The sequence below is a fragment of the Pararoseomonas baculiformis genome, from assembly GCF_017813395.1.
GTDB lineage: Bacteria > Pseudomonadota > Alphaproteobacteria > Acetobacterales > Acetobacteraceae > Roseomonas > Roseomonas baculiformis.
Genome location: NZ_JAGIZB010000002.1, coordinates 295,670 through 318,942, shown reverse-complemented (window position 1 = coordinate 318,942; position 23,273 = coordinate 295,670). Strand labels below are relative to the sequence as shown.

Genomic DNA, 23,273 nt, shown 5'->3' with positions numbered 1-23,273 from the left:
TTACTGACACGATCTGCTCGACCAAGAACCGTTTCTTCATGGCCAATCTCCTCATTCATCATGGGGAAATCCGCCGAAAAACTAAAATCTCAGATGGACCACTTTCGCCAGGTCACCTCACCTCCGGAACAGCGATCAGGCGGAAGCTGCCTAGGAAGATTGCCTGACGACTGAGCTGTCCAGGCTCACGCATGGGCGGGCACGCTTGCTGCGCACCTGAAACCCGCTCACCGAACAGCCCTGGCGCATCAGGTCCATCGGATGCGCAGCTGGGCATACAGGTCGTAAGGACAGAGACGTGGAGACGCAATGTTGCCCAGGCAAGCTGGGCACCAAGCCTGCGCGCACCAGGCCAGCGTGTGCGGCGTTAGGGCAGGCCAACCGCACGGGCAGAAACGCCGAGATGGAGGATGAGTTAAGCATCAAAGATTGACACAAGGACCCAGGGCAGGTTGTACACACCCTTCATGGTCGCCCGCAAAACGCGCAATGTCTCCCTCACTCCCGAGATCGAGGCCTTCATAGACGGCCGCGTCGCGGCAGGACGCTACCGTAGCGCGAGTGAGGTTGTGCGTGCGGCTCTTCGGCTCCTCCAGGAGGAAGAGCGCAGGTGGGAACAGCGAATGCGGGTTCCCGGGAAGGACTGCGCCGAAGTCGCGCTCGATGACCGCTGAGGCCGGGCGGGTGGCTCCTGTCCCCGGATTTCTGGCAGGCGGTGGCGAGATGGGCGCGCGTATGCGCTCATATCCCTGGCAGGCCTCGCCGCTGGGCGTCCCGGGGAGTTGGGCTCAGCCGCTGAAGACTCTGACTGCCGTGCTACTTGCCTCGAACCAGGCGATGTTCATCGCCTGGGGTCCCGAAAGGACCATGCTCTACAACGACAGCTACGCAGAGGTCCTCGGGCTGAAGCACCCCGGGGCGCTCGGCCAGCCCTTTCACAAGGTCTGGTCCGAGATCTGGGCGGATATCGAGCCTATCGTGGCCCGCTGCTACGCGGGCGAGCCTATCCAGATGGACGACCTCAAGCTGGTGATGCACCGGCACGGCCATCCGGAGGAGACTCATTTCGCCTTCTCCTACACGCCGGTGCGCGACGAGGCCGGGGAGGTCTCCGGTGTCTTCTGCGCCTGCATGGAAATCACGGCCAAGGTGCTGGCTGACCGCCGGCAGGCATTCCGGCTCGAACTCGGGGAAAGGCTTCGCGGTTTTTCCGCGCCAAGGGAGATCATGGCGACCGCGGCCGAGGCGCTCGGTCGTCACCTGGATGCGGCGCAGGCTGGCTACGCGGAGGTCGGTGCCGACGGGCATGCTACCACCGGAGGGGAGTTCGACGATGGCCGCCTCCCGGGTTTTCGCGCCGGTCGCTACCGCCTGGTGGATTATGGCCCGGCGATGGCCGCCGATATGGCGGCGGGCCGGGCCGTGGTCGTGCACAACATCCACGAGGACGTCCGGACTTCGGCGCCGGACACGCTCGCTGCCTATTCCGTCATCTCCCTCCGCGCCTTCATCATCGTCCCGCTCGTGAAGGAGGGGCGGCTGACCGCCTATCTCTACGTGGCTCATCCCCAGCCCCGGCAGTGGTCGAAGGAGGATTTGGCCCTGGCACGGGAGGTCGCCGAGCAAACCTGGGGCGCCGTTGAACGGGCACGCGCCGAAGCGGCGCTGCGGGAGAGCGAAGAGCGGTTCAAGTTCCTCGACCGCTTAGGTGAGGCGACATCGCGCGCCTCCGCGCCACGCGAGGTCATGGCGGTGACGACCCAGCTTCTCGGCGAGCATCTTCAAACGACGCGTTGCGCCTACGCCGATGTGGATGCGAACAACGACCGGTTCATCATCCGCGACGACTGGACGAATGGCGTCCCCAGCAGTGCCGGAGAGTACAGCCTCGGCCTGTTCGGCTCGCGCGCGGCAGCCGACATGCGCACTGGGCGGACGCTTGTCATCCGGGACGTGGACGCGGAGCTATCCAACGACAATGGCGGCGCCATGTTCAGCGCGATCGGCATCAAGGCGATCATCTGCTGTCCGCTCGTCAAGCGCGAGCGGCTCGTGGCGATGATGGCGGTGCACCAGTCCTCGCCGCGTGATTGGACGAAGGGTGAGGTTGCGCTCGTGGAGACCGTGGTCGAGCGTGCCTGGGCGCATATCGAGCGCGTCCGCGCCGAGGAGGAGCTGCGCGAGAGCGAGGCACGGTTCCGCTTGATGGCTGACGCTGTCCCACAGATCGTCTGGATCACGGATGCCAGCGGCCGGGCGGAGTTCTTCAACCGGCAATGGTCCGACTATACTGGTGCGCCCTTCGAGGCGACGACGGCGGCAGAGGTCGCCGCCAGCTTCGTTCATCCCGATGATGCCGCAGTGACCATGGAGCGGTTTGAGACCGCGCAGAAAACGGGCGGCCCTTTCCTTGTCGAGCACCGCATCCGATCGAGAGGTGGCGACTATCGTTGGTTTCTGGTCCGTGGCGAGCCGCTCCACGACAGCCGCACCGGCAAGATCACCCGCTGGTTCGGGGCCTCGGTCGATATTCATGACCGCAAGCAGGCTGAGGCGGCACTTCGTGAAAGCGAGGCGCGCTGGCGCGGTCTGTTCGAGCGCATGCAGGAGGGCGTCGAGGTTGACGAGCTCGTCTACGACGCCGATGGACGGGCAGTGGATTTCCGGTTTCTGGAGGTCAACACCGCGTGGGAGCGGCAGACTGGCCTGCGGCGAGAGGCCGTGTTGGGCCGCCGTGCCGGTGAGATCTTCCCGGCGGAGGATCTGAAGTTCTGGGTCGAATCCTTCGCGCGGGTCGCTGAGACGGGTGAAGCGGCACATGTCGAACGCTATGTCGCTCCGCTCAGCCGCTGGTTTGAGGTGATCACCTATCCCTTCGAGCGGAACCGGACCGCCTCACTGCTGCTCGACGTGACGGCACGCAGGGTGCATGAGGAGCGACAGACGCTTCTCATGCGCGAAGTGGACCATCGCGCGAAGAATGCCCTTGCCGTGGTGCAGACGATGTTGAGACTGACGCGAGCGGAGGATGTGCCCTCCTTCGCGCGTGCGGTGGAAGGCCGCGTCACGGCGCTGGCGCGCGCGCAGACATTGCTTGCGGAAGAGCGCTGGAACGGAGCCGCTCTGCACGCAATGCTGTCAGGTGAGCTTGCCCCCTTCCTTGCCGGCCAGCGGGCCGAGCTGGACGGCCCGTCCGTAGTGCTGCCGCCCGGCACGGCGCAGCCTCTGGCGATGGCCGTGCATGAGCTCGCGACGAATGCGGCCAAGCATGGCGCCTTGTCCGTGCCTGAAGGGCGCGTTTCGGTGTCCTGGCATCTCGGCGCCGGCACGCCGGGCGTGCTGAGATTACGCTGGGCCGAAGCAGGGGGTCCCCTGGTGACCCAGCCACCAACCCGGCGTGGCTTCGGTTCGCGGGTGCTGGAGGGAACGTTGCGCGGACAGCTCGGCGGCGCCGTGTCCCTTCAATGGAAAAGGGCGGGGTTGGTCTGCGAGATGGAGGTGCCACTCGGTTCGGGTTCGGCTTCGAGTGACATGGCAGACACGGGCAAGCCCGCCGCAGATTGACACGGCGCGGATTTGCTGAGGCGGCTTTCATCATCCTGCCTCAACAATCCCGCCCAGCTTCGCCACGACCGCCTCACCGCCAGCACGTGCCGCGTCACAAGGGCCCGTGCATTCGGGACGCCATGCGAGACCAGCGGGGCCGCCGCACAAGCTTGATTGCCCTTGCTTCGCCAACCTGGCCGCCTTGAGACCTGCAATTTGGCGGCGTTAGCCCGATCCCCCAAAGACCCCTGCCAAATACTAGGGTGCGGCCGAGGCTTCCTCGCCCAGTATGCCCGGAAGCGCCTCACCGTCCCGCACCATGCGCCGCAACGCCGTCGCTGCGGAATGACCGATCACCGGCTCGGCCAGCTCGTGGAATTTCGCGTCCAGTTCCGCGTCGGTCAGCGGATCCTCCGGGTCACCCTTACGGATCGGCTGTTCATGCTCAATGATCGTTCCGTCGGCCAGCACAAGGCGCAGCCGGGCCGCGCGGCGGCGCGGGTACGCGTCCGCGAGGTCCGGCGCCAGGCTGACAGAGACCTTCGGCATGAAGGCGTGCAATGCGGGGTCCGACAGGCGCTCCGCCGAGAACGCGTCCAGCCGCACCGCGCCGTGGTGCAGGAGGGTGGCGACGCAGAACTGCGCGCTGAAGCGGGCCTCCTGTTCCGTGGACACAGCAGGGCGGTCGCACATCTCGGCGGTGGCACGATAGCCGGCGATGTGGAGGCTCACCACCTCCTCCGGCCTGAAAGGGCGCCGCTCGCGGAGGGCGATCATCCCGTCCAGAGCAGGGAAGATGTGGCCACAGCAACCATGGTTCTTGAAGGTGATTGCGCCGATGACGAAGTGCTCGTCCAGCCCGTCCAGCGCCCTTTCCCACTTGCCGGCATCCTCGCTGGTCGCGGCAGCAAAACCGGCGCGGCCATGCAGCACGTCCGGCGCCCCGGTTACTCCGGCGGCGGCGGAGCGCGCTGCCAGAATCCCGGCCATGGCGGCGTGTCCGGGATGGAGGGGCTTGCTCATTCCTTCGCCCCTGAACGCCTGCTGCAGCCCGCCCGCCATCGTCGCCGACAGGGAGATGGCGTGGGCCAGCCGCGTAGTGTCGCACCCGAGCAGAAGCGCCGCCGCGGTGGCGGCGGCAATCGTGCCTACCGTCGCGGTGGTATGCCAGTAACGGTAATGGCTCGGCTGGATGGCCAGCGCGATCCGTCCGCCTACCTCATACCCGGCGGCCATGGCGCGCAGCAGCGCATCCATCCCGGCGCCCTGCGCCTGCGCCACTGCCAGCGCGGCCGAGACTGTTGGGCTGCCGGGATGCAGCCCTGAATCGCGATGGATGTCGTCGAACTCCACCGCATGGCTCGCCACCGCGTTCAGCAGCGCCGCGTGACGCGCTGAGCCGCGGCGGCCATCGACGTAGCACACCGCCCTCCCCTCACCGCGCTCGTCGGCCAGGGCCGCCGCCATCAGCGTGGCAGGCGGCCGGACGGTGCCGGGCAGGGTTGCGGCGAACCAGTCGAGCAGAGCCCGCCGCGCATGGTGCTCCAGCCCCGCCGGCCAGGGACGATCCCGCCAGCCCGCGGCGTGCGCCGCCAGCACGGGCAGTGGGTTCGGGTTCACCGCAGCACCACCAGCCCGTCAGCCGCACATGCGCCCTGCCCTTCCGGCAGCACGAACAGTGGGTTGATCTCCGCCTCCAGCAGGCGCTCCCCAGCCGCGCCGGCCATGGCGGCGAAGGCCATCACGGCCTCGACCAGGGCCGGGATGTCGGCCGGCAACGCGCCGCGGTAGCCACGGAGGAGGGCCGCGGACTTCAGCTCATCCACCATCGCCTCTGCGTCGGTCCGGGCGATGGGCAGCAGGCGCAGGGCGGTGTCCTGGAACACTTCCGCCGCGACGCCGCCTGAGCCGAGCAGGATCACCGGGCCGAGCTGCGGGTCGCGGTGGAAGCCGAGGATCATCTCGACGCCGCCTCGCACACGCTCCTGCACCAGGAAACCTTCCGGCGCCGGGGCGCCGGCCGCGCGAAGGCGCTCCAGCATGGTGGCGCATGCCTCGGGCACCTGCCCCGCCTGCAGGCCTACCTTCACGCCGCCCAGGTCGCTCTTGTGGGCAATGGCGCGGGAGAGGATCTTCAGCACCACCTCCCCGCCTAGCGCCCGCGCTGCCGCCTCAGCGCCGGCAGCATCGCCAGTCGCGTACTCGCGCGCCACCGGCACGCCGAAGCGGGCGAAGATCGCCTTGCTCTCGGCCTCGTTCAGGTTGCCCGCGGGCAGTCCCTCAAGCAGTGCCGCGTCGGCCGCCACGGGAGCGGGCGCTGGCGGAAGGGTGCGGCGGCGCAGGGCGCCCAGCACCGAGGCGCAGCTCTCGGGCGTTGCGAAGGCCGGGATGCCCTTGCCATTCAGAAGCCGCACGAGATGGGGGGCGTGCGGGCTTACATAGGCCAGGATGGGCTTCGTGCTGCCCGCCTGGCACTCCAGAATGGCGCCGGCCACGATGTCCGGCGTCGCCAGGGCTGAAGAGCCGATCACCACGACGACCGCGTCGTAGGATGGACTCTCCAGCAGCGCGGCGATCGCGCCGCGGAACAGTTCGGGCCGGAGCCCGGCGAGCGTCACATCCACGGGGTTGCGTCCGACCGCCGCCGGGTCCTCGTTGAGCAGCGTCGCCAGCCTCTGCGTCGTGGCCGCGTCCGGCGCCGGCACATCGATCCCCGCCAAGCCGCAGTTGTCCGCCAGCAGCGTGCCGGCCCCCCCTGTGGAGGTGAGGATGGCAACGCGGTCGCCTTCTGTCCTGCGCCCGGCGACGAGGGCGGCCGGAATGTCGAGCAGGTCGGTGAAGGTTTCTGCCCGGATCACGCCGTACTGGCGGAACAGCGCATCATAGACGCGGTCCGCGCCCGCCAGTGCCCCGGTGTGGGAGGTGGCAGCACGAGCCCCGGAGTCAGAACGTCCGACCTTGTACACCACGACGGGCTTGCCAAGCTCGGCGGCGCGCCGCGCAGCCCGCTTGAACACCTCCGGCCGCCGCAATCCCTCCAAGTAGACGGCGATCACGTCCGTTGCCTCGTCCTCCACGAGGTGCTCGATCAGGTCGGAGCTATCGAGGTCGGCCTCATTGCCGGTGGATACAAGCTTGGCGAAGCCGATGCCGCGATCGGCAGCACGCGACAGCAGTGATCCCAGGATGCCGCCGCTCTGCGAGACGACGGAGATCCGCCCTGCCGGCAGGTCGCCCACCTCCAGCGCGCCAGTGGCCGAGAGCATCATCTGGTCGGTCAAGTTGACCAAGCCGATGGTGTTGGGACCGAGGAGCCGCATGGAGGCGGCCGCCTCCTTCAGCGCGGCCTGCCGGCGTGCGCCGTCCTCGTTCGCCTCGCCGTAGCCGCTGGCGAGCACGACGGCAGCGAGGCACCCCTTCCTGGCGAGGTCGCGCACGGCGGCCTCAGCCCGGTCAGGGCCCAGCAGCACGATGGCCGCGTCCGGCGCGCCGGGCAGAGAGGCGATGTCGGGATAGCAGCGCAGGCCCGCGATGGTCTCGGCGCGTGGGTTGACCGGCCAGATCTCGCCGCTGAATCCGTATTTCTGCAGGTAGCCCACCGGACGCCCGGTCATTTTGGAAAGGTCTGCGGAGGCGCCAATGATGGCGACGCTGCGCGGGTTCAGAAGGCCGGCGATCGCGCTCATGCCACGTCTCCCTTTGCCTTGGCGGCGCGGCGCTGGGCCACGCCTTCCAGGAAGGCCGCGACCGATTCCTGATGCTCCTTGGAGGAGTAGCAGATGGCCTGGGCCTGGCTTCCCATGGCAAAGACCTGCTCCACCGAGAGCTCGAAGGTCTGGTCGAGTATGGTCTTGCTCAAGGCGAGAGCCGCCGGCGCGCCCCTGCCGAGCTCGGCGGCCCAGGCGCGGGCATCGCCGAGCAGGGCCTCCGTCGTCGTCACACGGTCAATCATGCCGAGGCGCAGCGCCTCCTCGGGCTCCACGGTGCGGCCGGTGAAGATGAATTCCTTGGCGCGCGAAAGGCCCACACGGCGCGGCAGAAAGTACATGCCGCCGCCGTCGGGGATCAGCCCGCGCAGGATATAGGTCATGGCGAAGCGCGCGGCATCCGACGCGATGACGAAGTCGCAGCAGAGCGCGACGTCGCAGCCCAGCCCTGTGGCCGCGCCGTTGACGGCGGCGATGGTCGGCTTAGGGAGGGCATGCAGCATCGAGATGGCGTGATGCGTGCGCTGCTGCCGCCGCCAACCGTTGAGCGCCACCTCGTTCTGGGGCACCGAGAGGCGTGCCTGCATCGACTTCACGTCGCCGCCGGCGCAGAAGCCCTGACCGGCACCAGTGACGACGAGCGCCTTGATGGAATCGGTGCGGGCCACGTGGTCCAGCGCGGCCATGAGGTCGGCGCGCATGGCGTCGTCGATGGCGTTGCGCGCTTTGGGTCGGTTCAGCGTCAGCACCGCCACGGGGCCGTCCGCTTCCAGCAGGATCGCGTCCGAAACAGGCTCATCCGGGGTCATGGCAGGGTTCCTTGGCTGTCGCGCGCGGCGTCGTTCAGCGGCCGCGGCAAGGGAAGGCCGGCATTCCAGGCCCGCAGGCAGGCCGTCGCACCTTCGAAGTAGCGGCGGGCGTTCTGCTGCGTGACGTAGCCCAGATGCGGCGTCAGGATGGTGTTCGGGGCGCGGCGGATTGGGTCCTCCGCCTCCATGGGTTCCGGTTCGTGGGTGTCGATGGCGGCGCCGCCGAGATGCCCGCTCTCCAGCGCGGCAATCAGCGCCGCCTTGTCCACGAGCGGGCCGCGCGCCGTGTTCACCAACAGGGCGCCGGGCCTCATCAGCGCCAGCTCAGCCGCGCCGACGATCCCGCGCGTGGAGGCACCGAGGCCGAGATGCAGCGAGACGATGTCGGCGCCGCGGAACAACCCAGGCTTGTCCGTGAGCGTCGCGCCTGCGGCCGCGGCGACCTCGGCCGTCATGTTCGGGCTCCAGGCCAACAGGCGCATGCCGAAGGCGTGGGCGATGGCGGCGACACCAGCCCCGATGCGGCCGAGACCGGCCACGCCTAACGTCGCGCCCTCCAGCCCCAGCCCGGCACCCATCTGCCATTCGCCCTGCCGCAGGCGTGCCTCCTGCCACGGGATCTGCCGGGCGAGGGCCAGAATGAGCCCCCAGGTCAGCTCCACGGTGGGGGAGGCCTGGGAGTCCGTACCGCAGACGGCGACGCCGCGCGCAGTGCAGGCCTCCAGGTCCAGGACGCGGTTCCGCATGCCGGCAGTGACGACGAGGCGCAGCGATGGCAACTGCTCGATGAGGCTAGCGGGGACGGCGCTCCTCTCCCGGATCAACACGAGGGCGTCCGCCTCTGCTAGGCGAGCCACCCGCTCAGCGTCCGGAACCGGCGCCCGCAGGAACTCCGCGGGCAGGCCGGACCAGTCCGCCGCTCCGGCGGCAATCCCTCCGAAGTCGTCCAGCACGAGGACGCGGCGCAGAGCGGGCCTGGGCATCACTCGGCCCGGATGTTCGCGCGTGTGACAACTTGCTGCCAGCGCTGCCGATCGCGTTCGATGAAGCGGCTGAAATCCTGCGGCGTCGGACTTGCCTCGATCTCGACCCCCTCTTCAGCCAGTCGCTGCTTCACGCTCTCATCGGCAAGGGTCGCGTTCAGCGCCTGATGCAGAGCGGCGACGCGGTCGGCCGGCGTACCTGCCGGCGCCAGCAGCCCGTACCAGGTGGAGGAGAGGACGTCGTTGAAGCCCTGCTCGACGGTCGTCGGGACCTCCGGCAGGAAGGAGAGCCGGCGCGGCGCCGCGACCGCAATGGCGCGCAGGCCGCCCGATGCGATATGCGGCCGCAAGGGCGCAGCAGCGTTGGTCAGGATCTGCACGCGCCCTGCCAGCACGTCCGTGATGGCCGGCCCGGTGCCGCGATAAGGAACGTGCTCCATCTCGGCTTCAAAAGTGAGGGCGAGCAGGGCCCCGAGCACGTGGCCCGTGGTGCCGACCCCGGGGCTGGCATAGGAGAGCGGCGGCCGCGCGCGGCGCGCGAGATCACGCAGCTCGCCCATGCTGCGCGCCTCAACCCCGGGACTCACGGTGATGACGTTCGGTGCGTTGCCGACGAAGCCGATGGGCGCGAAGTCGTTGATGATGTCGTAAGGGACGCGCGGTTGCACCAGGCTGCTGATGAGGAAGCTGCCGCTGCCGCCGAGAAGGATCGTGTAGCCATCCTTCGGCGCCCGGGCCACGGTCTCGTTCCCGAGTATTCCACCCGCGCCGCCGCGGTTCTCCACCACGAAGGTCTGCCCCAGCCGCGCGCCCATGCTCTCGGTCAGGACGCGCCCGACGATGTCGTTGCTGCCTCCCGCCGCGAACGGAATGATCACGCGGATCGGCCGGTCCGGGAAGCGGGATCCCTGCCCGATGGCCGGGCGGCATAAAGGCACGAGGGCGGCCAGGGCGGGTGCGAGACGCAGGACTGTACGGCGGTTCTTCATGGGTTGTGTTTCCTCCAGTGCAGTTACGTCCCGTCACTTGCGGGTCTGCCTTCAGCGCAACCTCTCCGCCCGCCGCCGTGCTGTGAAGTCCAAGAATTTGTTGCTCTGCCCCAACCTGACGTTATGCTTGCAGGATGCGGTCGGCTCTGCCTTTCGAAAGCCTCTGGGCTTTCTATCTCGTCGCGGAGACCGGTAGCCTGAGCGCCGCGGCTGCTGCCCTGGGGGTGACCCAACCGGCTGTCAGCAAGCGCCTTCGCGACCTGGAGGCTTTGCTCGGTTGCGCCCTTGTCCGGCGTGGTGCCAACGCACTCAGCCTCACCGAGCCGGGACGACGCTTCGCGGAAGAACTTGGGGACGGGTTCGGAAAGCTGCAGGCCGCCACCCAGCACCTGAGATCAGCGCCCAAGCCGCTGCGTATCCGGGCTTACACAACCTGGGCGCTTCGCTGGCTGATTCCGCGACTGCCCGACTTCCGGCAGCACCATCCCGGGATCGATGTCGAGGTCAGCACCTCTACAGCTGCCGTGGATCTCGCGCGCGAGGGTGTGGATGCGGCGGTCAGCACGGCGCCACATGACCTGCCACCCTCCCCGACCGCCCGCCGGTTGCAGCCGGTCGTGGTGGCGCCCTTCTCGGTGCCTTCCCTGGCCCGCACCTGGTGTCCTGGCCAGCCGGGCTACCGATTGCTGGGCAGCAAGGTACGACGGCTCGACTGGCCGATGTGGCTGCGCGCGAACGGGATGGCCGCAGGAGCCGAGCCGCTGCTGTTCGAGAGCACCACGCTCGCCATCCAGGCCGCTCTGGAGGGGCTGGGGATCGTCATCTGTGCTCCCGGCTATGTGCGCAGCGAAGTCACGTCCGGCCGCCTCGTCGCCTTGCCGGGTAAGGCGCTCCGCACCGGCGACTGCTACTGGCTGATCCTGCCTGCAGGGCGGCTCGACATCCCACTCCAGATCTTCGCCGACTGGCTTGAGGGCGAAGCTTCCACCGAGGGCGATCGGCCCTTCGGCACCACCTTGCCATCCTGAGCCTACGGCACCCCGTACTCTGCACGTAGCGGGCGGTAGGGCGGAGTGGGGCCGCATGCGGCGTCCGTTGACGCGCAACGTCCGCCGCCCGCGAGCGCTTGTAGGTCGGCGTTCACGCATCACAGAGGAGAGGCCCATGCCGAAGAAGCACCCGAACACCATTCGTTGGGGCGGCCCCGGAGCGAGCCATGAGGATCGCACGAAGCCGATTCCCGATCCGCCGCCCGCCCATCCGGAGGATGCGGTCAGCACCAACCCCCGCGTGAGCCTGCGCTCCGGCGGGGGCGGTGAGCGGGACGAGAAGCACAGCGCGGTGGACCCGATGCGCTCCTCCAAGTCGCACGCAACAGACGGGGCAAGCCCGAGCGAGTTGGACCGTGCCTACAAGCCGAACCGCCCCCGCAACGACCGGGATGCCCAGGCCCACGCCGAGAACGAGGCCGAGGGCGGAGACGAGGACGAGGACGAGGATTTCACGGACGAGGGGGCGGAGGACGAGGCGGCCGAAGGCGTCGAACTTCCTGTGCTCCTGAACACGGATTCCTCGGTCGAGGGCACGGAGCGCCTGGCCGGGCGGGTGGAGCGGATTGTCCGGGCGCGCCTGCGCCACCTTGCGCCCCACCTGACCCGGGTCGAGGCGCATGTGACCGACGCCAAGCGCGCGGGGACCGGGCCCAATGACATGCGCTGTGCGCTCGAGGCGCGTCCGAGGCACTCGAAGCCTGTTGCCGCGGATCATGTTGCCGCGACCGCCGAGGATGCCGTTCGCGGCGCCGCGGGCAAGATCTCCCGCCTGCTCCGCTCGCAGTTCGGCCGCCGTCGTCAGGCAAAGGGAGGCGAGACCATCCGGGGAACGACGACATGACTCACCTCGTCCGGATAGCCTGGCTCACGCGCAAGCAAGACTGAGGCGGCCCAGAACCAATTCGAAGCCTCCGCATCAATCACGACCGGCGCGCCCCTGTCTTGGGGCGGCCGGAACAGAGGTGCAGCATGCAGACATACCCGCGCCCCCCCGCCCCGTGGCCAGGAGGCCCGCCCTCGTTGCCACTCCAGGAGCGCCGCTTGTTCCTGCATGTTGCAAATGCCGCGACCACCCTGAGCCCCCGAATTTTGCCGACAGGTTACTTCTCGGAATGAGACACCAGCGAAGGACTGCATGGCAGCTCTCCCCAGCCCCGGATCTCGGCCCGGAGCGGCGTGACTATCAGCCGATCGAGGACTACGGCTTACTCGGTGATGGGCACGGGAGTGCTCTTGTGGCCCGCGATGGGTCGATCGATTGGGCGTGCCTTGAGCGATTTGATAGCCCCCCGCTCTTCTCCCGCCTTCTGGACCGCAGGAGGGGCGGCTTCTTCCAGATCCGGCCCGCGGCTGGCTGCGACGTGACACGGCGCTATCGCGGCCACACAAACACGCTGGAGACCCTCTTCACTTCTCCCGAGGGCGAACTGCTTCTGGTTGATGCACTGGTGCGAGACTCGGACTCCGAGACCGGCCGCGATCTTCTACTGAGGCAGATCTGCTGCCTGCGCGGCGATGCTGATGTCCTGCTTCGCTTCCAGCCGCTGGCGGGCTTCGCGACCGCCTTCCCGGAACTGAATGTCGGAACCGGCAGCGTCATGTTGTGGCCAAGTGGCCCGCATCTTCTGAGTGACTTCGATTGGAAGGCCGAGCACGACCATGCCTCCGCCCGCCTTCACCTGAGAAAGGGTGATGAGCGGCACGTCATGCTTACCTCTCGCAAAGGTGCTGAAATCAGGCAGTTCTCCGGCCTGCTCGCGGAATCCGAGAAGGCGTGGACGCAGTGGTGTTCTGACGGTGCCTATGCGGGCCCCTGGAAAGAGCCGGTCCGGCGCAGTGCCATGGTGCTCAAGGCTCTCACCTTCCGCCCCACCGGTGCCCTTGTTGCCGCGCCCACCACCTCCCTTCCTGAGGAGATTGGGGGCATCCGCAACTGGGACTACCGCTACTGCTGGCTGCGGGATGCCTGTCTGTCCTTCTATGCGCTCAAGAAATATGGGCAGATGGATGAGGCGGAGGCTTTCCTCGGCTTTGTGCGCAATCTCTGCACCCGCGCGCTCGAGGAGCTGCCGCCCTTGTTCAGCGTGGATGGAAGTTCCGATCTGACGGAGACCTGCATCTCCCACTTTGAGGGCTATCGTGGGAGCCGCCCGGTGCGCTGCGGCAACGAGGCCGCGGAGCAGCACCAGATCGATGTCTATGGCCAGGTGCTCGATCTGTTCGACCTCTATGTGAGGCTTGGCGGCACGCTGGATGATCACCTGCGCGAGATCGGGACTGCCATGGCTGACATTGTCGCCGGATGCTGGCGGGAGCCCGATGCCGGGCTCTGGGAGCCTCGTCAGCCACAGCAGCGTTATGTGCATGCTGCCATGATGTGCTGGGTTGCGATGGACCGCGCGATCCGGCTCTTCGGCCCACGGGCGCACTGGGTCGCCGAGCGGGAGGCAATCCTGGAGGACGTGCGGGCAAACGGCGTTCACCCGAGCGGCGGGCACTTGACCCAGGTCATGCAGGGCGAGGCCGTGGACGGGGCGCTCCTGCTCGCCTCCGCGGTCGGCTTTCCGATCGGGGATGATGTGCTCGGTCGCACCGTGGACAAGGTGATCGAGGAGCTCGGTCACGGGCCGCTCGTCTATCGCTACCGAACGGAGGACGGGCTGGAGGGGCATGAGGGCAGCTTCGTGCTCTGCGCCTTCTGGCTGGTCGATGCGCTGCTCGCGCTAGGCCGGGCCGAGGAGGCGCGAACGCGCTTTGAGGCGTTGCTGGGCCATGCCAATGATCTCGGCCTCCTGGCGGAGGAGCTGGCGGAGGATGGCAGCTTCCTCGGCAACTTCCCCCAGGCCTTCAGCCATCTCGGCGTGATCCACAGCGCGTTGATGCTGGATCTTTATGAGGCAGGCGGCGTGGAGGCGGTGCGGGGAGGCTATGCGGACCGCGCCCTGCGAGAGACCCGCAACCGGTCAGTCCCGTGCCTTGACAGACCAGGGCCGCCCCGTGGAGCGGCGTAACCCGGCGAGGGCATCCCGCGCTTCCCTCACCTTGCCATGTCGCAGGGCCACCTAACCTGCTCAGTGGAGACGGCGATGACACCCGTGACCGTGCCGCCCGAGACCAGCGCGAGCCTCTACCCGGCCGATCTGACAACCGTGCTGGACCGCCGCCCGCGTTCAACGGCCTGCGAGATCCGGGCCGGGACACCGCTTCCCCGCCGGGCGCTGCAGGTCAGCAGATGACGATCTTCGTCTCTCGGGGGATTGCACGTCACTCGCCTCCCTGGGATTCGAGCTCCGCACAGTGCTTCATCACGGCAGCCCCTGTCAGGTTCCACGTGGTTACACCGCCGACCATGAGGACTTGCACGAGCCCTTCCGCAAGCTCAGGCAGAGTGAGCCCCAATCGCATCGCGGCGGCTGCGTGGTTCTTCGCGCCGGTTGTTTGTCCAGCCAGGGTGTCGAGGAGCGCAAAGATGAGCTCCTTGGTCTTGAGATCCAGCGCCCCTCCCGCTTCGGGTCCGCGCATAACGAAGCTGCGCATAAGCCCATAGCCCGCGAACGCGCCCGGGGCGTGCTCCGCAAGTAGCTTGAAGTTGTCGGGCACGCGACCAAACGTTGCCATGAAGCTGTCCATTCCCTGCTGGACGGCTTCTTTCGTGATGTCGGCCATATCGTGCTTCCTTCGGGCTGCCATGTGGCAGGCGGAACCTGCTGGGTAGGGGCGTCTCGGTGCTATAGCCTTGCCCCGATCAGTAGCGCCTCCATCGGAGCGAAGCGTTCATCAAAGGGTGTCCGTGACGAGCGCTCCGGCATCTTAATCACCATTGAGCATACGGGCATGTCCTTCGCCCAAATCTTTGCCGTTCTGGACGAATGACCTCGCGGGGGTGCTTGCGCCGCTACGCCTTGCCTGCGCGCAGGCCAAGCGCAAGAGAACGCCGCAGACATCTTTCGCGTCATCGGCGGGACCGCGGACAACCGCGTCAGGATCGCCCGGCCGTGTTGCGGCGCGCCAGACTTTGCCCGGCAATGTAGCCCCAGGTCATGTTCGGCCCGATTGTCGTTCCAGTGCCGACATTGCGCGTGCCGATCGGATTCGCCATGGCGAGCCCCGCCGCATAGAGGCCAGGGATGATGCTGCCATCGGCACGCAGCACCTCCGCATGCTCGTTGGTCCGCGCACCGCCCTTGGTGCCGAGGATGGAGCGGCTGAACGGCATGGCGAGGAAGGGCGCCTCGCAAATGGGTTTGATGCCTGCCCTTCGCCGCCTGTCACCCGCCGCAGCCGCATCGGCCCGGGCCGGGCGGCCGAAATCATCGTCATGGCCCTTCTCCGCCATGGCGTTGAAGCGCGTGACACTGGCTTCCAGCGCTGCAGCCGGCATGCCGGTCAGACCGGCCAAACCCGCGAGGTCCGGCGCATGCCGCAACCATCCCGGATCGGCGATGGCCGCCCAGCGGACCGGCGGAACCTCCCGCAGCATGCGTGCGTCCGTGACCACCCAGGCCGGCAAATGCACGGGCTCGCCGGTCGCAGGGTCCCTCCGGTCCAGCACTTCGCCGAGGTTGAAGGTCAGCTCATTGGCAAAACGGTGCCCGTGGCGGTTCACCAGCATGGCGAAGGGCTCGGTGTGGAAGGGCACGGGCTGTGCCAGCAGCCGCCCCTCGTAGCGCACGGGAACCGAAGGGGTGATCGTCGCCTGGTCCATCCGTGCCAGCGCCGCCCCCGCTGCCGCGGCCATGCGCTGCCCGTCGCCCTCATTCGCCCCGGGGCTGCCGCGGTAGTCCAACGGGCCGGGAAAGTGGCGCGCCATCAGCGCGGGATCCCATTCAAACCCTCCGGTCGCGATGACCACCCCGGCCCTCGCGGACCAGGTCTCACGCTGTCCCGCGCGGTCCACCACCGCCCCGGTCACGCATCCCGCGCCATCCTGCGTCAGCGCCGTGGCCCGGGCATGCAGAACCACATGCACGCCGGCATCGAGGCAGCCGCGCAGCAGCCCCGTCACCAGCGCCGTGCCCTTGCCGCGCGAATTTGCCAGCAGTCGCCACAGCAACCTCGGCCAGAGCGCCAGGGCACTGCGATACGGCTTGTGGTAAAGGTCGGTCGTCACCGCCTCGTGGTAGGTGAAGATTTCGGGGATGGTGGAACGGCGGATGCGGAAGGCGAAGCGCCCCGCACGCCAGCGGCTGAGCGGCAGGGGTGACATCATCCGCCCGCGCGGCTTCGCCCCGGGCAGGTCGCGCAGCGGGTCCGGCTCCGGCGTCAGCGCGAAGCGCAGCGGCGTTTGTGCCTCCACGAATTTGAGCATCTCCGGCGCGGCGCGGACGAATGCCTGCCAGAGCGCATCCTCCTCCGCCGCCCAACCCGGAGGCGCGGCGGCGCGGATATAGGCCAGGGCCTCCTCCGCGCTGTCCTCGATGCCCGCGGCGGCGGCGTGGTGGTTCGCGGGGATCCATGTTCCGGCACCGGACATCGCGGAGGTTCCGCCGATCCGTTCGGTTTTCTCCAGCACCGTTACGGAAAGGCCCCGCCGGGCCGCCGTGAGGGCGGCCGTCAGCCCCGCCGCCCCGGAGCCGAGCACCAGCACATCCGTCACGTGTTCCGCCATGCAATCCGCCGATCAACCTACACCCGTCCCCCTTCGCACCGGAGGAAGCCGGGCGCCAGGGCCGCGATCAGGACGTGACGCGGGACCGGTCCCAGAGGTTGGGAACCGCATCGTTGGAATAGCCCGAGATAAAGCTCTTTCCATGCCCCGCCATGTCGAAGACATGCCGGTTCACCGCACCGATATTGCCGCCATAGAGATGAATGCTGACAGAGACGCGGTCCTCGAAGGCATTCACAACCTGATGGATGTCGCCGATTTCCGGCGCTACCGCATCGATTTCCCCGGGCTCCAGCCTCACGGCCTGGCCGGACGGCACCAGGTTTCCATCCGCGCCGCGCGCGAAAGGGGTGGAAATCTCGGCACCGCGCAGCATGCCGATCAGTCCCCAGACGGTGTGGTCATGAATCGGCGTCCTCTGCCCCGGCCCCCAGACGAAGCTGACCAGGGAAAAGCGTTCCGCGGGATCGCAATGCAGAAGATACTGGCGATAGTACTGCGGATGCGGGACGGCGCAGGATTCCGGCAGCCAGTCATCCTGCGCGATCAACCTGGCGAGGAGCGGCCGCGCGGCCTGCATCAGGGGCGCGCCGGGCGGGGTGGCGTCGGCCGCCCGGGTCATCGCCGTCACGAAATCCCGCAGCCTGCCGATGTCCATGGCCTCTCCTCGCCTTCCTCATGCGGATGCGGCGACGATGTTGCCGGCATGCCGCCTGCCATCGCACGCCGGCCTCGGGGCCCCTGGAAGGGGTCTTGTTCCGTCGTTGCAGCATCCCGGCGCATGGCGCGGCGTGTCAAGCCGGTCGCCGCGTCAGCGGCTGCAGGCCGCGCCGCCCAGAACACAGAAGCGGGCGCAATGCGGATGGTTCAGCGGCACGGGCCGGCTGGCCTCCGCCAGTGTCGCGCCCAGCTCGAATTGCGCGTCATAGGCGAGCAGCGTGCAGGCCAGCACGGAAGGCCCCGCCGCGCCCTTGCGCCGCACCACCATGCGGGAGGAAGCGCACATCACGCTATCCGGGGATTTGTTCAGGATGCCCCAGCAGGCCTCCGTGATCTCCGGCACATCCGCCTCAGGGTCCATCTCGGGGAAGAGCATCAGGGCCACGGGATCCCCGGCATCCACGGGAATGCCGTGTTCCGTGAGAAGCCGCGCGAAGCCGGCCCGCATCGCCGCCTCGGGCTCATGCCCGAAAGCGGCGCGACCGGCGAGGTGAACGCGGAAGCCCCGGGCGGCGAGCCACTGCATGCTCTGCATTGTCGTCGCAAAGCTGCCGGGCCCGCGCTCCTGCTCGTGCAGCGCCGGGTCGTGGTGGTCCAGGCTCACGCGGATCGTCAGCAACCCTGGATGAGCGGCGTTCAGGGCCTCCAGCCGCTCCTGGTGACGCATCATCGGGCGCATCGCATTCGTCAGCACCAGCGTGCGGAAGCCGCGCGCCAGTGTATCCGCCAGCATCTCCGGCATCTCCGGGTTCATGAAGGGCTCTCCGCCGGTGAAGCCGATTTCCTGGACCGGCATCCCCTCCCGCTCCACCTCGTCCAGGTAGCCGGCCACCTCCCGTGCGGAGAGATAGGCCAGCGCGTCGTTCCGCGGGGAGCTCTCGATGTAGCAATGCGCGCAGGTCAGGTTGCAGAGCGTGCCGGTGTTGAACCAGAGGGTCCGGAGGGCGGATAGCGCCACGGCGGCGCGGCGCTCGCCCTTGGCGGTGCGGACGGGATCCCGGAACTTGCCCGGTGGCAGGACGGCGTCGGGCATGGTCTGGCTCGTCACGGCGGAACCTCGCGAAAGCGGCTGCGCGGGATATGGGGGCACCCTTGCGCATGCCAAATCTCCCCCTCGGGGCCGAACCGGCGCTGCGCCTGCGGGTTATCCTCCGGCCCTGCCCGCCAGTGCCCGATCCAGGAGCGAGGCCCGCCATGATCTTCCACGACCGCGCCGATGCGGGCGCCCGCCTTGCCGCCCGGCTCCGGCATCTCCGGGGCGCCGATCCGGTGGTGCTCGCCCTCCCCAGGGGCGGGGTGCCCGTGGCGGCGGCGATCGCCGAGGCGCTGGACGCGCCGCTGGACCTGCTGCTGGTGCGCAAGATCGGCGCCCCCGGAATGCCGGAACTGGCCGCCGGCGCCCTGGTGGATGGCACGCCTCCAAGCATCGTACTGAACGAGGAGATCCTGCGCCGCCTCCGCATCACCGACGCCTATCTGGAGGCGGAGACGGCACGCCAGCGCGCAGAGCTGGAGCGCCGCCGGGCCGCCTATCTCCGGGGACGGGCGCCGGTGCCCCTCACCGGCCGCACCGTGGTGGTGGTGGATGACGGCGTGGCCACCGGGGCCACCATGCGGGCCGCGCTGCGCGGCCTGGCGGAAGCGGGCGCGGCACGTCGCATCGTGCTGGCCGTGCCCGTGGCCCCGCCTGAAGTGGCGGAGGCACTGCGCCGCCTTTGCGACGAGGCGGTGATCCTCGAGACGCCGCCGGATTTCCAGGCGGTCGGCCTGCATTACGGCCGCTTCGACCAGACCGGGGACGAGGAGGTCACGACCCTGCTGGACCGCGCGGCGGCGCGGATCGCCGGTGGAAGATGAGGAAACGGGCGGGCCGCCCCTGCCCGCGGGGCGCCGGCCATCTCATCGGCGCATCCGGGCCAGCAGCCCCGCCCAGCGCCGTGCCCAGGGGCCGAAGATCCGCCCCTCAAAGGCCGCGAAGGCCACGGCCTTCGAAAGCTCGGAGCGCGTGGGATAGGGCACCACCGCCCCCGATATGGCCCATGGCGATGCCTTGCGCCGGATGGCGAGGCTCCAGGGAAGCACCAGCTCCCCTACCCCCGCCCCGACCAGCGTGGCACCCAGCACCCGGCCCCGCGCCATCACAAGCTTCACGAACCCCTCCGCCTCGCCATCTGCCAGGGCGCGGTCATTCTCCGCGAAGGCTTCGCGATGCACCACGATATCCCCATGGCGCTCCCGCGCCGCTTCCTCGGTCAGCCCGGTCTGCGCGAGTTCGGGATCGGTGAAGGTCACCCAGGGAAGCGCCGCATGGTCGAGCCGCGCGGGGATGCCGAAGCCGATGGCCATGACCGCCAGGCTGCCCTCCTGCCCCGCCGCATGGGTCAGCCGTGGCCCCTCCCGCACGTCGCCGATCGCCAGGATGGCGGGATTGGTCGTGCGGCAGCGGCCATCTACCCGGATGCCGCCCGGGCCGAGCACGACTCCCGCCGCCTCCAGCCCCAGCCCCTCCACCGCGGCCCGCCGCCCGGTCGCGACGAGGAGATGGCTGCCCTCCACCTGTCCGACCCCATCGGTCTCAAGAACGATCCGGCCCGCGCCATGCCTGGCGCTGAGGGCGCGGGTGCCGGCCAGGACGCGCACGCCCTCCGCCCGCATCCGTCCCAGCACCACCGCCACCGCTTCCGGATCATCGCGCGACAGGGGCTGCCCTGCCTCGATCACGGTCACGGCGGAACCCAGCCGTCGGAAGGCCTGGGCCATCTCCATCCCCACCGCGCCCCCGCCGAGCACGATGAGATGGTCCGGCAGGGTTTCCAGATCCCACAGGGTCTCGTTTGTAAGGAAGGGTGTGTCCGCCAGCCCCTCCACGGGTGGAAGGGCGGGCCGGGAGCCGGTGGCGATGACGATGCGCGGTGCCTCCAGCCGGCGGCCGCCGACGGAAAGGCTGCGCCCGTCCAGGAACCGGGCCTCCCCGCGGATCACCTCCACGCCCCAGCCCCGGAAGCGCTCCTCGGAATCATGGGGCTCGATCCGCGCGATCGTCGCCCGCAGATGCGCCCGCACCCCGGCGAAATCCACCTCGGGCTCGGCCGGCCGGATGCCCAGGGGCCCGGCACTCCGGAACCCCTGCGCCGCGCGTGCCGCGGCGATCAGGGCCTTGGAGGGCACGCAGCCCGTGTTGAGGCATTCCCCGCCCATCCGGTCGCGCTCGATCAGCGCCACGCGCAGGCCCAGCCGGGCGCAGCCGCCGGCCGCCGTCAGCCCGGCCGCGCCGGCGCCGATGACGATCAGGTCATGGGTGCGCCCCATGGCCTCCACCCCCGTTCTTCCGACGGCCCAGGATGGCACCGCGGGCCCCCTCCTGTAACCTGCGCGGTCCTGGGATGGCCCCCGGCATGACGGAGCGTCGGCTGAGCGAGATCGAGAGAACCGGCCCCGCCCTCCGCGTTCTTGTCACCGGCGCGTCGGGGCTGCTGGGGGGCACCCTGGTGGGCCATCTCGTCGGTCGAGGCCATGGGGTGCTGGCAATGCTCGGGCGCAAGCCGGCCCCGCCGGGATGGGCCGGCATGGCGGAGGCATGGAGCGGCAGCTCGCCCGCCCCGGGGCGCGTGGCCACCCTTTCCGCCGATCTCCGGCAGGACGAGCTGGGGCTCGGCGCCGCGGCCCTCCATGCCATTGCATCGGGGGTGGACCTCATCATCCACTGCGCCGCAGTGACGGGATTTGGCCTTCCTCCCGCCGCCTATCGGCAGGTGAATGTCGAGGGCACGGCGCGCATCCTCGCCCTGGCCGAAGGCGCCGGCCCGGCGCCGGTGCCGCTGCTCCAGGTCAGCACGGCCTATGTGTGCGGAGAGCGCAGCGGCCCGATCCCCGAGGCGCCGCCCGCCCCGGGCACGCGCTTCGCCAATGGCTACGAGGCCAGCAAGGCGGAGGCGGAGCGGCTGGTGGCGGCGGCGCGCGGGCGCGGCCTGCCGACAGCCGTGGCGCGCCCCTCCATCGTGGTGGGTGCCTGGGCCGATGGCGCGATCGCGCGCTTCGACAACCTGTATGGCGTGATCCGGCTGGTGACGGAGGGGCGGATCCGCAGCATCCCGGCCGATCCCGCCGCCACCCTGGACCTCGTGCCGATCGATCACGTGGTCCAGGGACTGGCGGACATCGCCGAGCGGATGGAGCGGGCCGCCGGCAGGATCTTCCACCTTGTCTCGGGCGTCCCCGTGCCCGTGGCGCGGCTGCGGGAGCTGGCCTTGAGCTACCCGCAATTCCACGCTCCCCGCTTCGTCCCGGCGGGAGACTTCGAGCCCGCGGCCCTGGATGAGGAGGAAGCCTGGTGGCATGGGCGGGTGACGGATCCCTATGCCAGCTACTTCCTGCGCGACCCCCGCTTCATCGACGCCCATCTCCGCGCGTTGAGCGGGCGCGCCTGCCCGCCGGTGGACTGGGCCTATCTGCGCCGGATGATCGACCGCTGCATTGCCGAGGGCTTCCTGCGCGGCACGGAGGAGGTTCAGCGCACATCGGGGTAATGCCGGTCCAGGCGCTTCCGTATCCCCAAGCCCCAGCGCAGGCCGACCTGCAGATAGATCCAGTTGGCGCGCAGCCCGCCCCAGGCCGCCACACGCCGGTCCGAGGTGAGCACGACGCGGTTCACCAGCCGGATGCGGCCACGCCCGGTGAAGCGGATGCAGAGATCCGCATCCTCCATTACGGCAAGCCCCGTGTCGCATCCGCCGACCGCCAGGAAATCCGCGCGCCGGAAGAACATCGCATGGTCGCCGAAGAGCAGCCTTCCGCCGCGCAGGAAGAGATGCGGCCGGAACAGCAGCGGCGCGTACCAGGTCTTGATCCAGTTGTGGAAGCTCGTACCCCACCGGACCGTGTCCGGCCCGCTGAGGAGCGGCGTGAATCCGGCGAGCGCGGTGCGCGGCTCCGCCATCACTCTCCGGATCACCGCCACCGCGTCATCGGGCAGAAGGGTGTCGGCGTGGAGCACGCAGATGATGGGGGCGGAAACCTCCTCGACGCCCCGGTTGATCTGCGCCGCGCGGCCGCGCGCGGAATGCTCCACCACGCGCAGCCCCCCGGCGCGGGCGATCGCCACCGACCCGTCGCCGCTGCCGCCATCCACGGCCACCACCTCCTCCGGCGCGGGATCGAGGGCGGCAAGGTTTCGCAGCAGCCGCGGCAGGCTCCGCGCCTCGTCCAGCATGGGAATGACGATGGCGACGCCGCTCATGCCAGGAGGCCGGGCCAGCGCGCCAGGTCCTCCGGCCGGTCGAGGTCCGCCAGGGGTTCCAGCAGGGCCGGCGTGACCCCATGGGCGGCGAAGCGCGCCATGGTGGTGGAGAAGACCGTGGCCGTGCCCCATTCCATCGGCTCGAAAAGGAAGGGCATGGGCTCCCGCAGGCCCAGCAGGTAGTAGCCGCCATCCTCGGCCGGGCCGATCACCGCCGCATGGTCCCGCAACGCCCCGGCCGCCGCCTGGAGATGCCGCGGGGAGAGATCCGGCAGATCGGCACCGAGGAGGATCACGGGCGTGGCCTCCGCCGCCCGCGCCATCCGCGCGCCAAGGTCCCCCTCCCCCTGCTCCACCATGGGCAGCGCCTGTCCAAGCCAGGCCCGGAAGGCAGGCTCCGGCGCCCCCGTGTGGCGCAGCTCATGCGCCAGCCCGCTGGCACACAGGGCCTGGAGGGTGCGCTCGGTCAGGCGCCGGTGCAGGTTGGCCGCGCCTTCCGGCCCCAGGGCGGGGATCAGCCGCGTCTTGGCGCGGCCCGGTTCGGGGTAGCGCGAGAAGAGCGCAACGCGGGGCGGCTGGATCACGACCCTGGCCTGGCGGCATGGCGCGCATCCTTGCCGGCC

20 protein-coding genes are annotated in these 23,273 nt (G+C 69.3%); 8 read left to right on the top strand and 12 right to left on the bottom strand.

All coding sequences use genetic code 11. The features are described from left to right. The first annotated feature begins 467 nt into the window (after positions 1-467). The gene (locus J8J14_RS03565) at positions 468-674 is read left to right on the top strand and encodes a type II toxin-antitoxin system ParD family antitoxin (protein WP_209378090.1); all 207 of its coding nucleotides are present in this window, start codon (positions 468-470) and stop codon (positions 672-674) included. Then, positions 664-3,564: a PAS domain S-box protein gene (locus J8J14_RS03560; RefSeq protein ID WP_342452374.1), complete on the top strand. Its 2,901-nt coding sequence runs from the start codon at positions 664-666 to the stop codon at positions 3,562-3,564. Before J8J14_RS03565 ends, J8J14_RS03560 begins: the two co-directional genes overlap by 11 nt. A gap of 240 nt (positions 3,565-3,804) precedes the next feature. Here J8J14_RS03560 and J8J14_RS03555 read toward each other — a convergent pair whose 3' ends face one another. From J8J14_RS03555 to J8J14_RS03535, 5 genes are read right to left on the bottom strand one after another with little or no spacing between them, the layout of a single operon-like run. After that, a complete protein-coding gene (locus tag J8J14_RS03555; protein WP_209378067.1) occupies positions 3,805-5,166 on the bottom strand; it encodes an MmgE/PrpD family protein in 1,362 nt (453 codons plus the stop codon). Beyond that, the gene (locus J8J14_RS03550; protein WP_209378066.1) at positions 5,163-7,232 is read right to left on the bottom strand and encodes an acetate--CoA ligase family protein; all 2,070 of its coding nucleotides are present in this window, start codon (positions 7,230-7,232) and stop codon (positions 5,163-5,165) included. The genes J8J14_RS03555 and J8J14_RS03550 overlap by 4 nt, the downstream gene beginning before the upstream one ends. Beyond that, positions 7,229-8,062 carry an enoyl-CoA hydratase/isomerase family protein gene (locus J8J14_RS03545; protein ID WP_209378065.1) on the bottom strand — a complete coding sequence of 278 codons (834 nt, stop codon included), beginning with the start codon at positions 8,060-8,062 and terminating at the stop codon, positions 7,229-7,231. Before J8J14_RS03545 ends, J8J14_RS03550 begins: the two co-directional genes overlap by 4 nt. Next, on the bottom strand, positions 8,059-9,045 hold the full coding sequence (locus J8J14_RS03540) for a D-2-hydroxyacid dehydrogenase family protein (RefSeq protein WP_209378064.1): 987 nt from the start codon (positions 9,043-9,045) through the stop codon (positions 8,059-8,061). The genes J8J14_RS03545 and J8J14_RS03540 overlap by 4 nt, the downstream gene beginning before the upstream one ends. Further along, positions 9,045-10,034, bottom strand: coding sequence for a Bug family tripartite tricarboxylate transporter substrate binding protein (locus tag J8J14_RS03535; protein ID WP_209378063.1), 990 nt, complete (start codon positions 10,032-10,034; stop codon positions 9,045-9,047). Before J8J14_RS03535 ends, J8J14_RS03540 begins: the two co-directional genes overlap by 1 nt. A gap of 134 nt (positions 10,035-10,168) precedes the next feature. Here J8J14_RS03535 and J8J14_RS03530 point away from each other — a divergent pair, with 134 nt between their 5' ends. The 4 genes from J8J14_RS03530 (at position 10,169) to J8J14_RS03515 (ending at position 14,322) form a co-directional block, all read left to right on the top strand. Next, entirely contained in the window at positions 10,169-11,062 is an 894-nt protein-coding gene (locus J8J14_RS03530; protein ID WP_209378062.1) for a LysR substrate-binding domain-containing protein, read from the top strand. A gap of 136 nt (positions 11,063-11,198) precedes the next feature. Continuing rightward, positions 11,199-11,927, top strand: a complete 729-nt coding sequence (locus tag J8J14_RS03525) for a hypothetical protein (RefSeq protein ID WP_209378061.1) — start codon at positions 11,199-11,201, stop codon at positions 11,925-11,927. Continuing rightward, complete coding sequence (locus J8J14_RS25595; RefSeq protein ID WP_342452373.1) at positions 11,821-14,097, top strand: glycoside hydrolase family 15 protein; 2,277 nt, start codon at positions 11,821-11,823, stop codon at positions 14,095-14,097. The genes J8J14_RS03525 and J8J14_RS25595 overlap by 107 nt, the downstream gene beginning before the upstream one ends. A 75-nt stretch (positions 14,098-14,172) precedes the next feature. After that, positions 14,173-14,322, top strand: coding sequence for a hypothetical protein (locus tag J8J14_RS03515; protein WP_209378059.1), 150 nt, complete (start codon positions 14,173-14,175; stop codon positions 14,320-14,322). Positions 14,323-14,350: 28 nt separating this feature from the next. Here the strand turns inward: J8J14_RS03515 and J8J14_RS03510 are convergent, their stop codons facing one another. From J8J14_RS03510 to J8J14_RS03495, 4 genes are all read right to left on the bottom strand, one after another. Beyond that, complete coding sequence (locus tag J8J14_RS03510) at positions 14,351-14,752, bottom strand: carboxymuconolactone decarboxylase family protein (RefSeq protein ID WP_209378058.1); 402 nt, start codon at positions 14,750-14,752, stop codon at positions 14,351-14,353. A gap of 313 nt (positions 14,753-15,065) precedes the next feature. After that, positions 15,066-16,694, bottom strand: a complete 1,629-nt coding sequence (locus J8J14_RS03505; RefSeq protein ID WP_209378057.1) for an FAD-dependent oxidoreductase — start codon at positions 16,692-16,694, stop codon at positions 15,066-15,068. Positions 16,695-16,761: 67 nt separating this feature from the next. Next, positions 16,762-17,352, bottom strand: coding sequence for a cysteine dioxygenase family protein (locus J8J14_RS03500; protein WP_209378056.1), 591 nt, complete (start codon positions 17,350-17,352; stop codon positions 16,762-16,764). A 153-nt stretch (positions 17,353-17,505) separates the two neighbouring features. After that, entirely contained in the window at positions 17,506-18,447 is a 942-nt protein-coding gene (locus J8J14_RS03495; RefSeq protein WP_209378055.1) for a radical SAM protein, read from the bottom strand. 161 nt (positions 18,448-18,608) lie between these two features. Between J8J14_RS03495 and J8J14_RS03490 the strand changes: the two genes are divergently transcribed. Then, complete coding sequence (locus tag J8J14_RS03490; RefSeq protein WP_245215316.1) at positions 18,609-19,271, top strand: phosphoribosyltransferase; 663 nt, start codon at positions 18,609-18,611, stop codon at positions 19,269-19,271. Between the two features lie 42 nt (positions 19,272-19,313). Here the strand turns inward: J8J14_RS03490 and J8J14_RS03485 are convergent, their stop codons facing one another. After that, positions 19,314-20,762: a dihydrolipoyl dehydrogenase family protein gene (locus J8J14_RS03485; RefSeq protein ID WP_342452372.1), complete on the bottom strand. Its 1,449-nt coding sequence runs from the start codon at positions 20,760-20,762 to the stop codon at positions 19,314-19,316. Between the two features lie 47 nt (positions 20,763-20,809). Between J8J14_RS03485 and J8J14_RS03480 the strand changes: the two genes are divergently transcribed. Beyond that, entirely contained in the window at positions 20,810-21,940 is a 1,131-nt protein-coding gene (locus tag J8J14_RS03480) for an SDR family oxidoreductase (protein ID WP_209378054.1), read from the top strand. Here J8J14_RS03480 and J8J14_RS03475 read toward each other — a convergent pair. Both J8J14_RS03475 and J8J14_RS03470 read right to left on the bottom strand, forming a co-directional pair. Then, a complete protein-coding gene (locus tag J8J14_RS03475; RefSeq protein WP_209378053.1) occupies positions 21,922-22,650 on the bottom strand; it encodes a glycosyltransferase in 729 nt (242 codons plus the stop codon). The two genes, J8J14_RS03480 and J8J14_RS03475, sit on opposite strands and share 19 nt — an antisense overlap. After that, positions 22,647-23,234: a TIGR04282 family arsenosugar biosynthesis glycosyltransferase gene (locus J8J14_RS03470; protein ID WP_209378052.1), complete on the bottom strand. Its 588-nt coding sequence runs from the start codon at positions 23,232-23,234 to the stop codon at positions 22,647-22,649. Before J8J14_RS03470 ends, J8J14_RS03475 begins: the two co-directional genes overlap by 4 nt. Between the last annotated feature and the right edge of the window lie 39 nt (positions 23,235-23,273).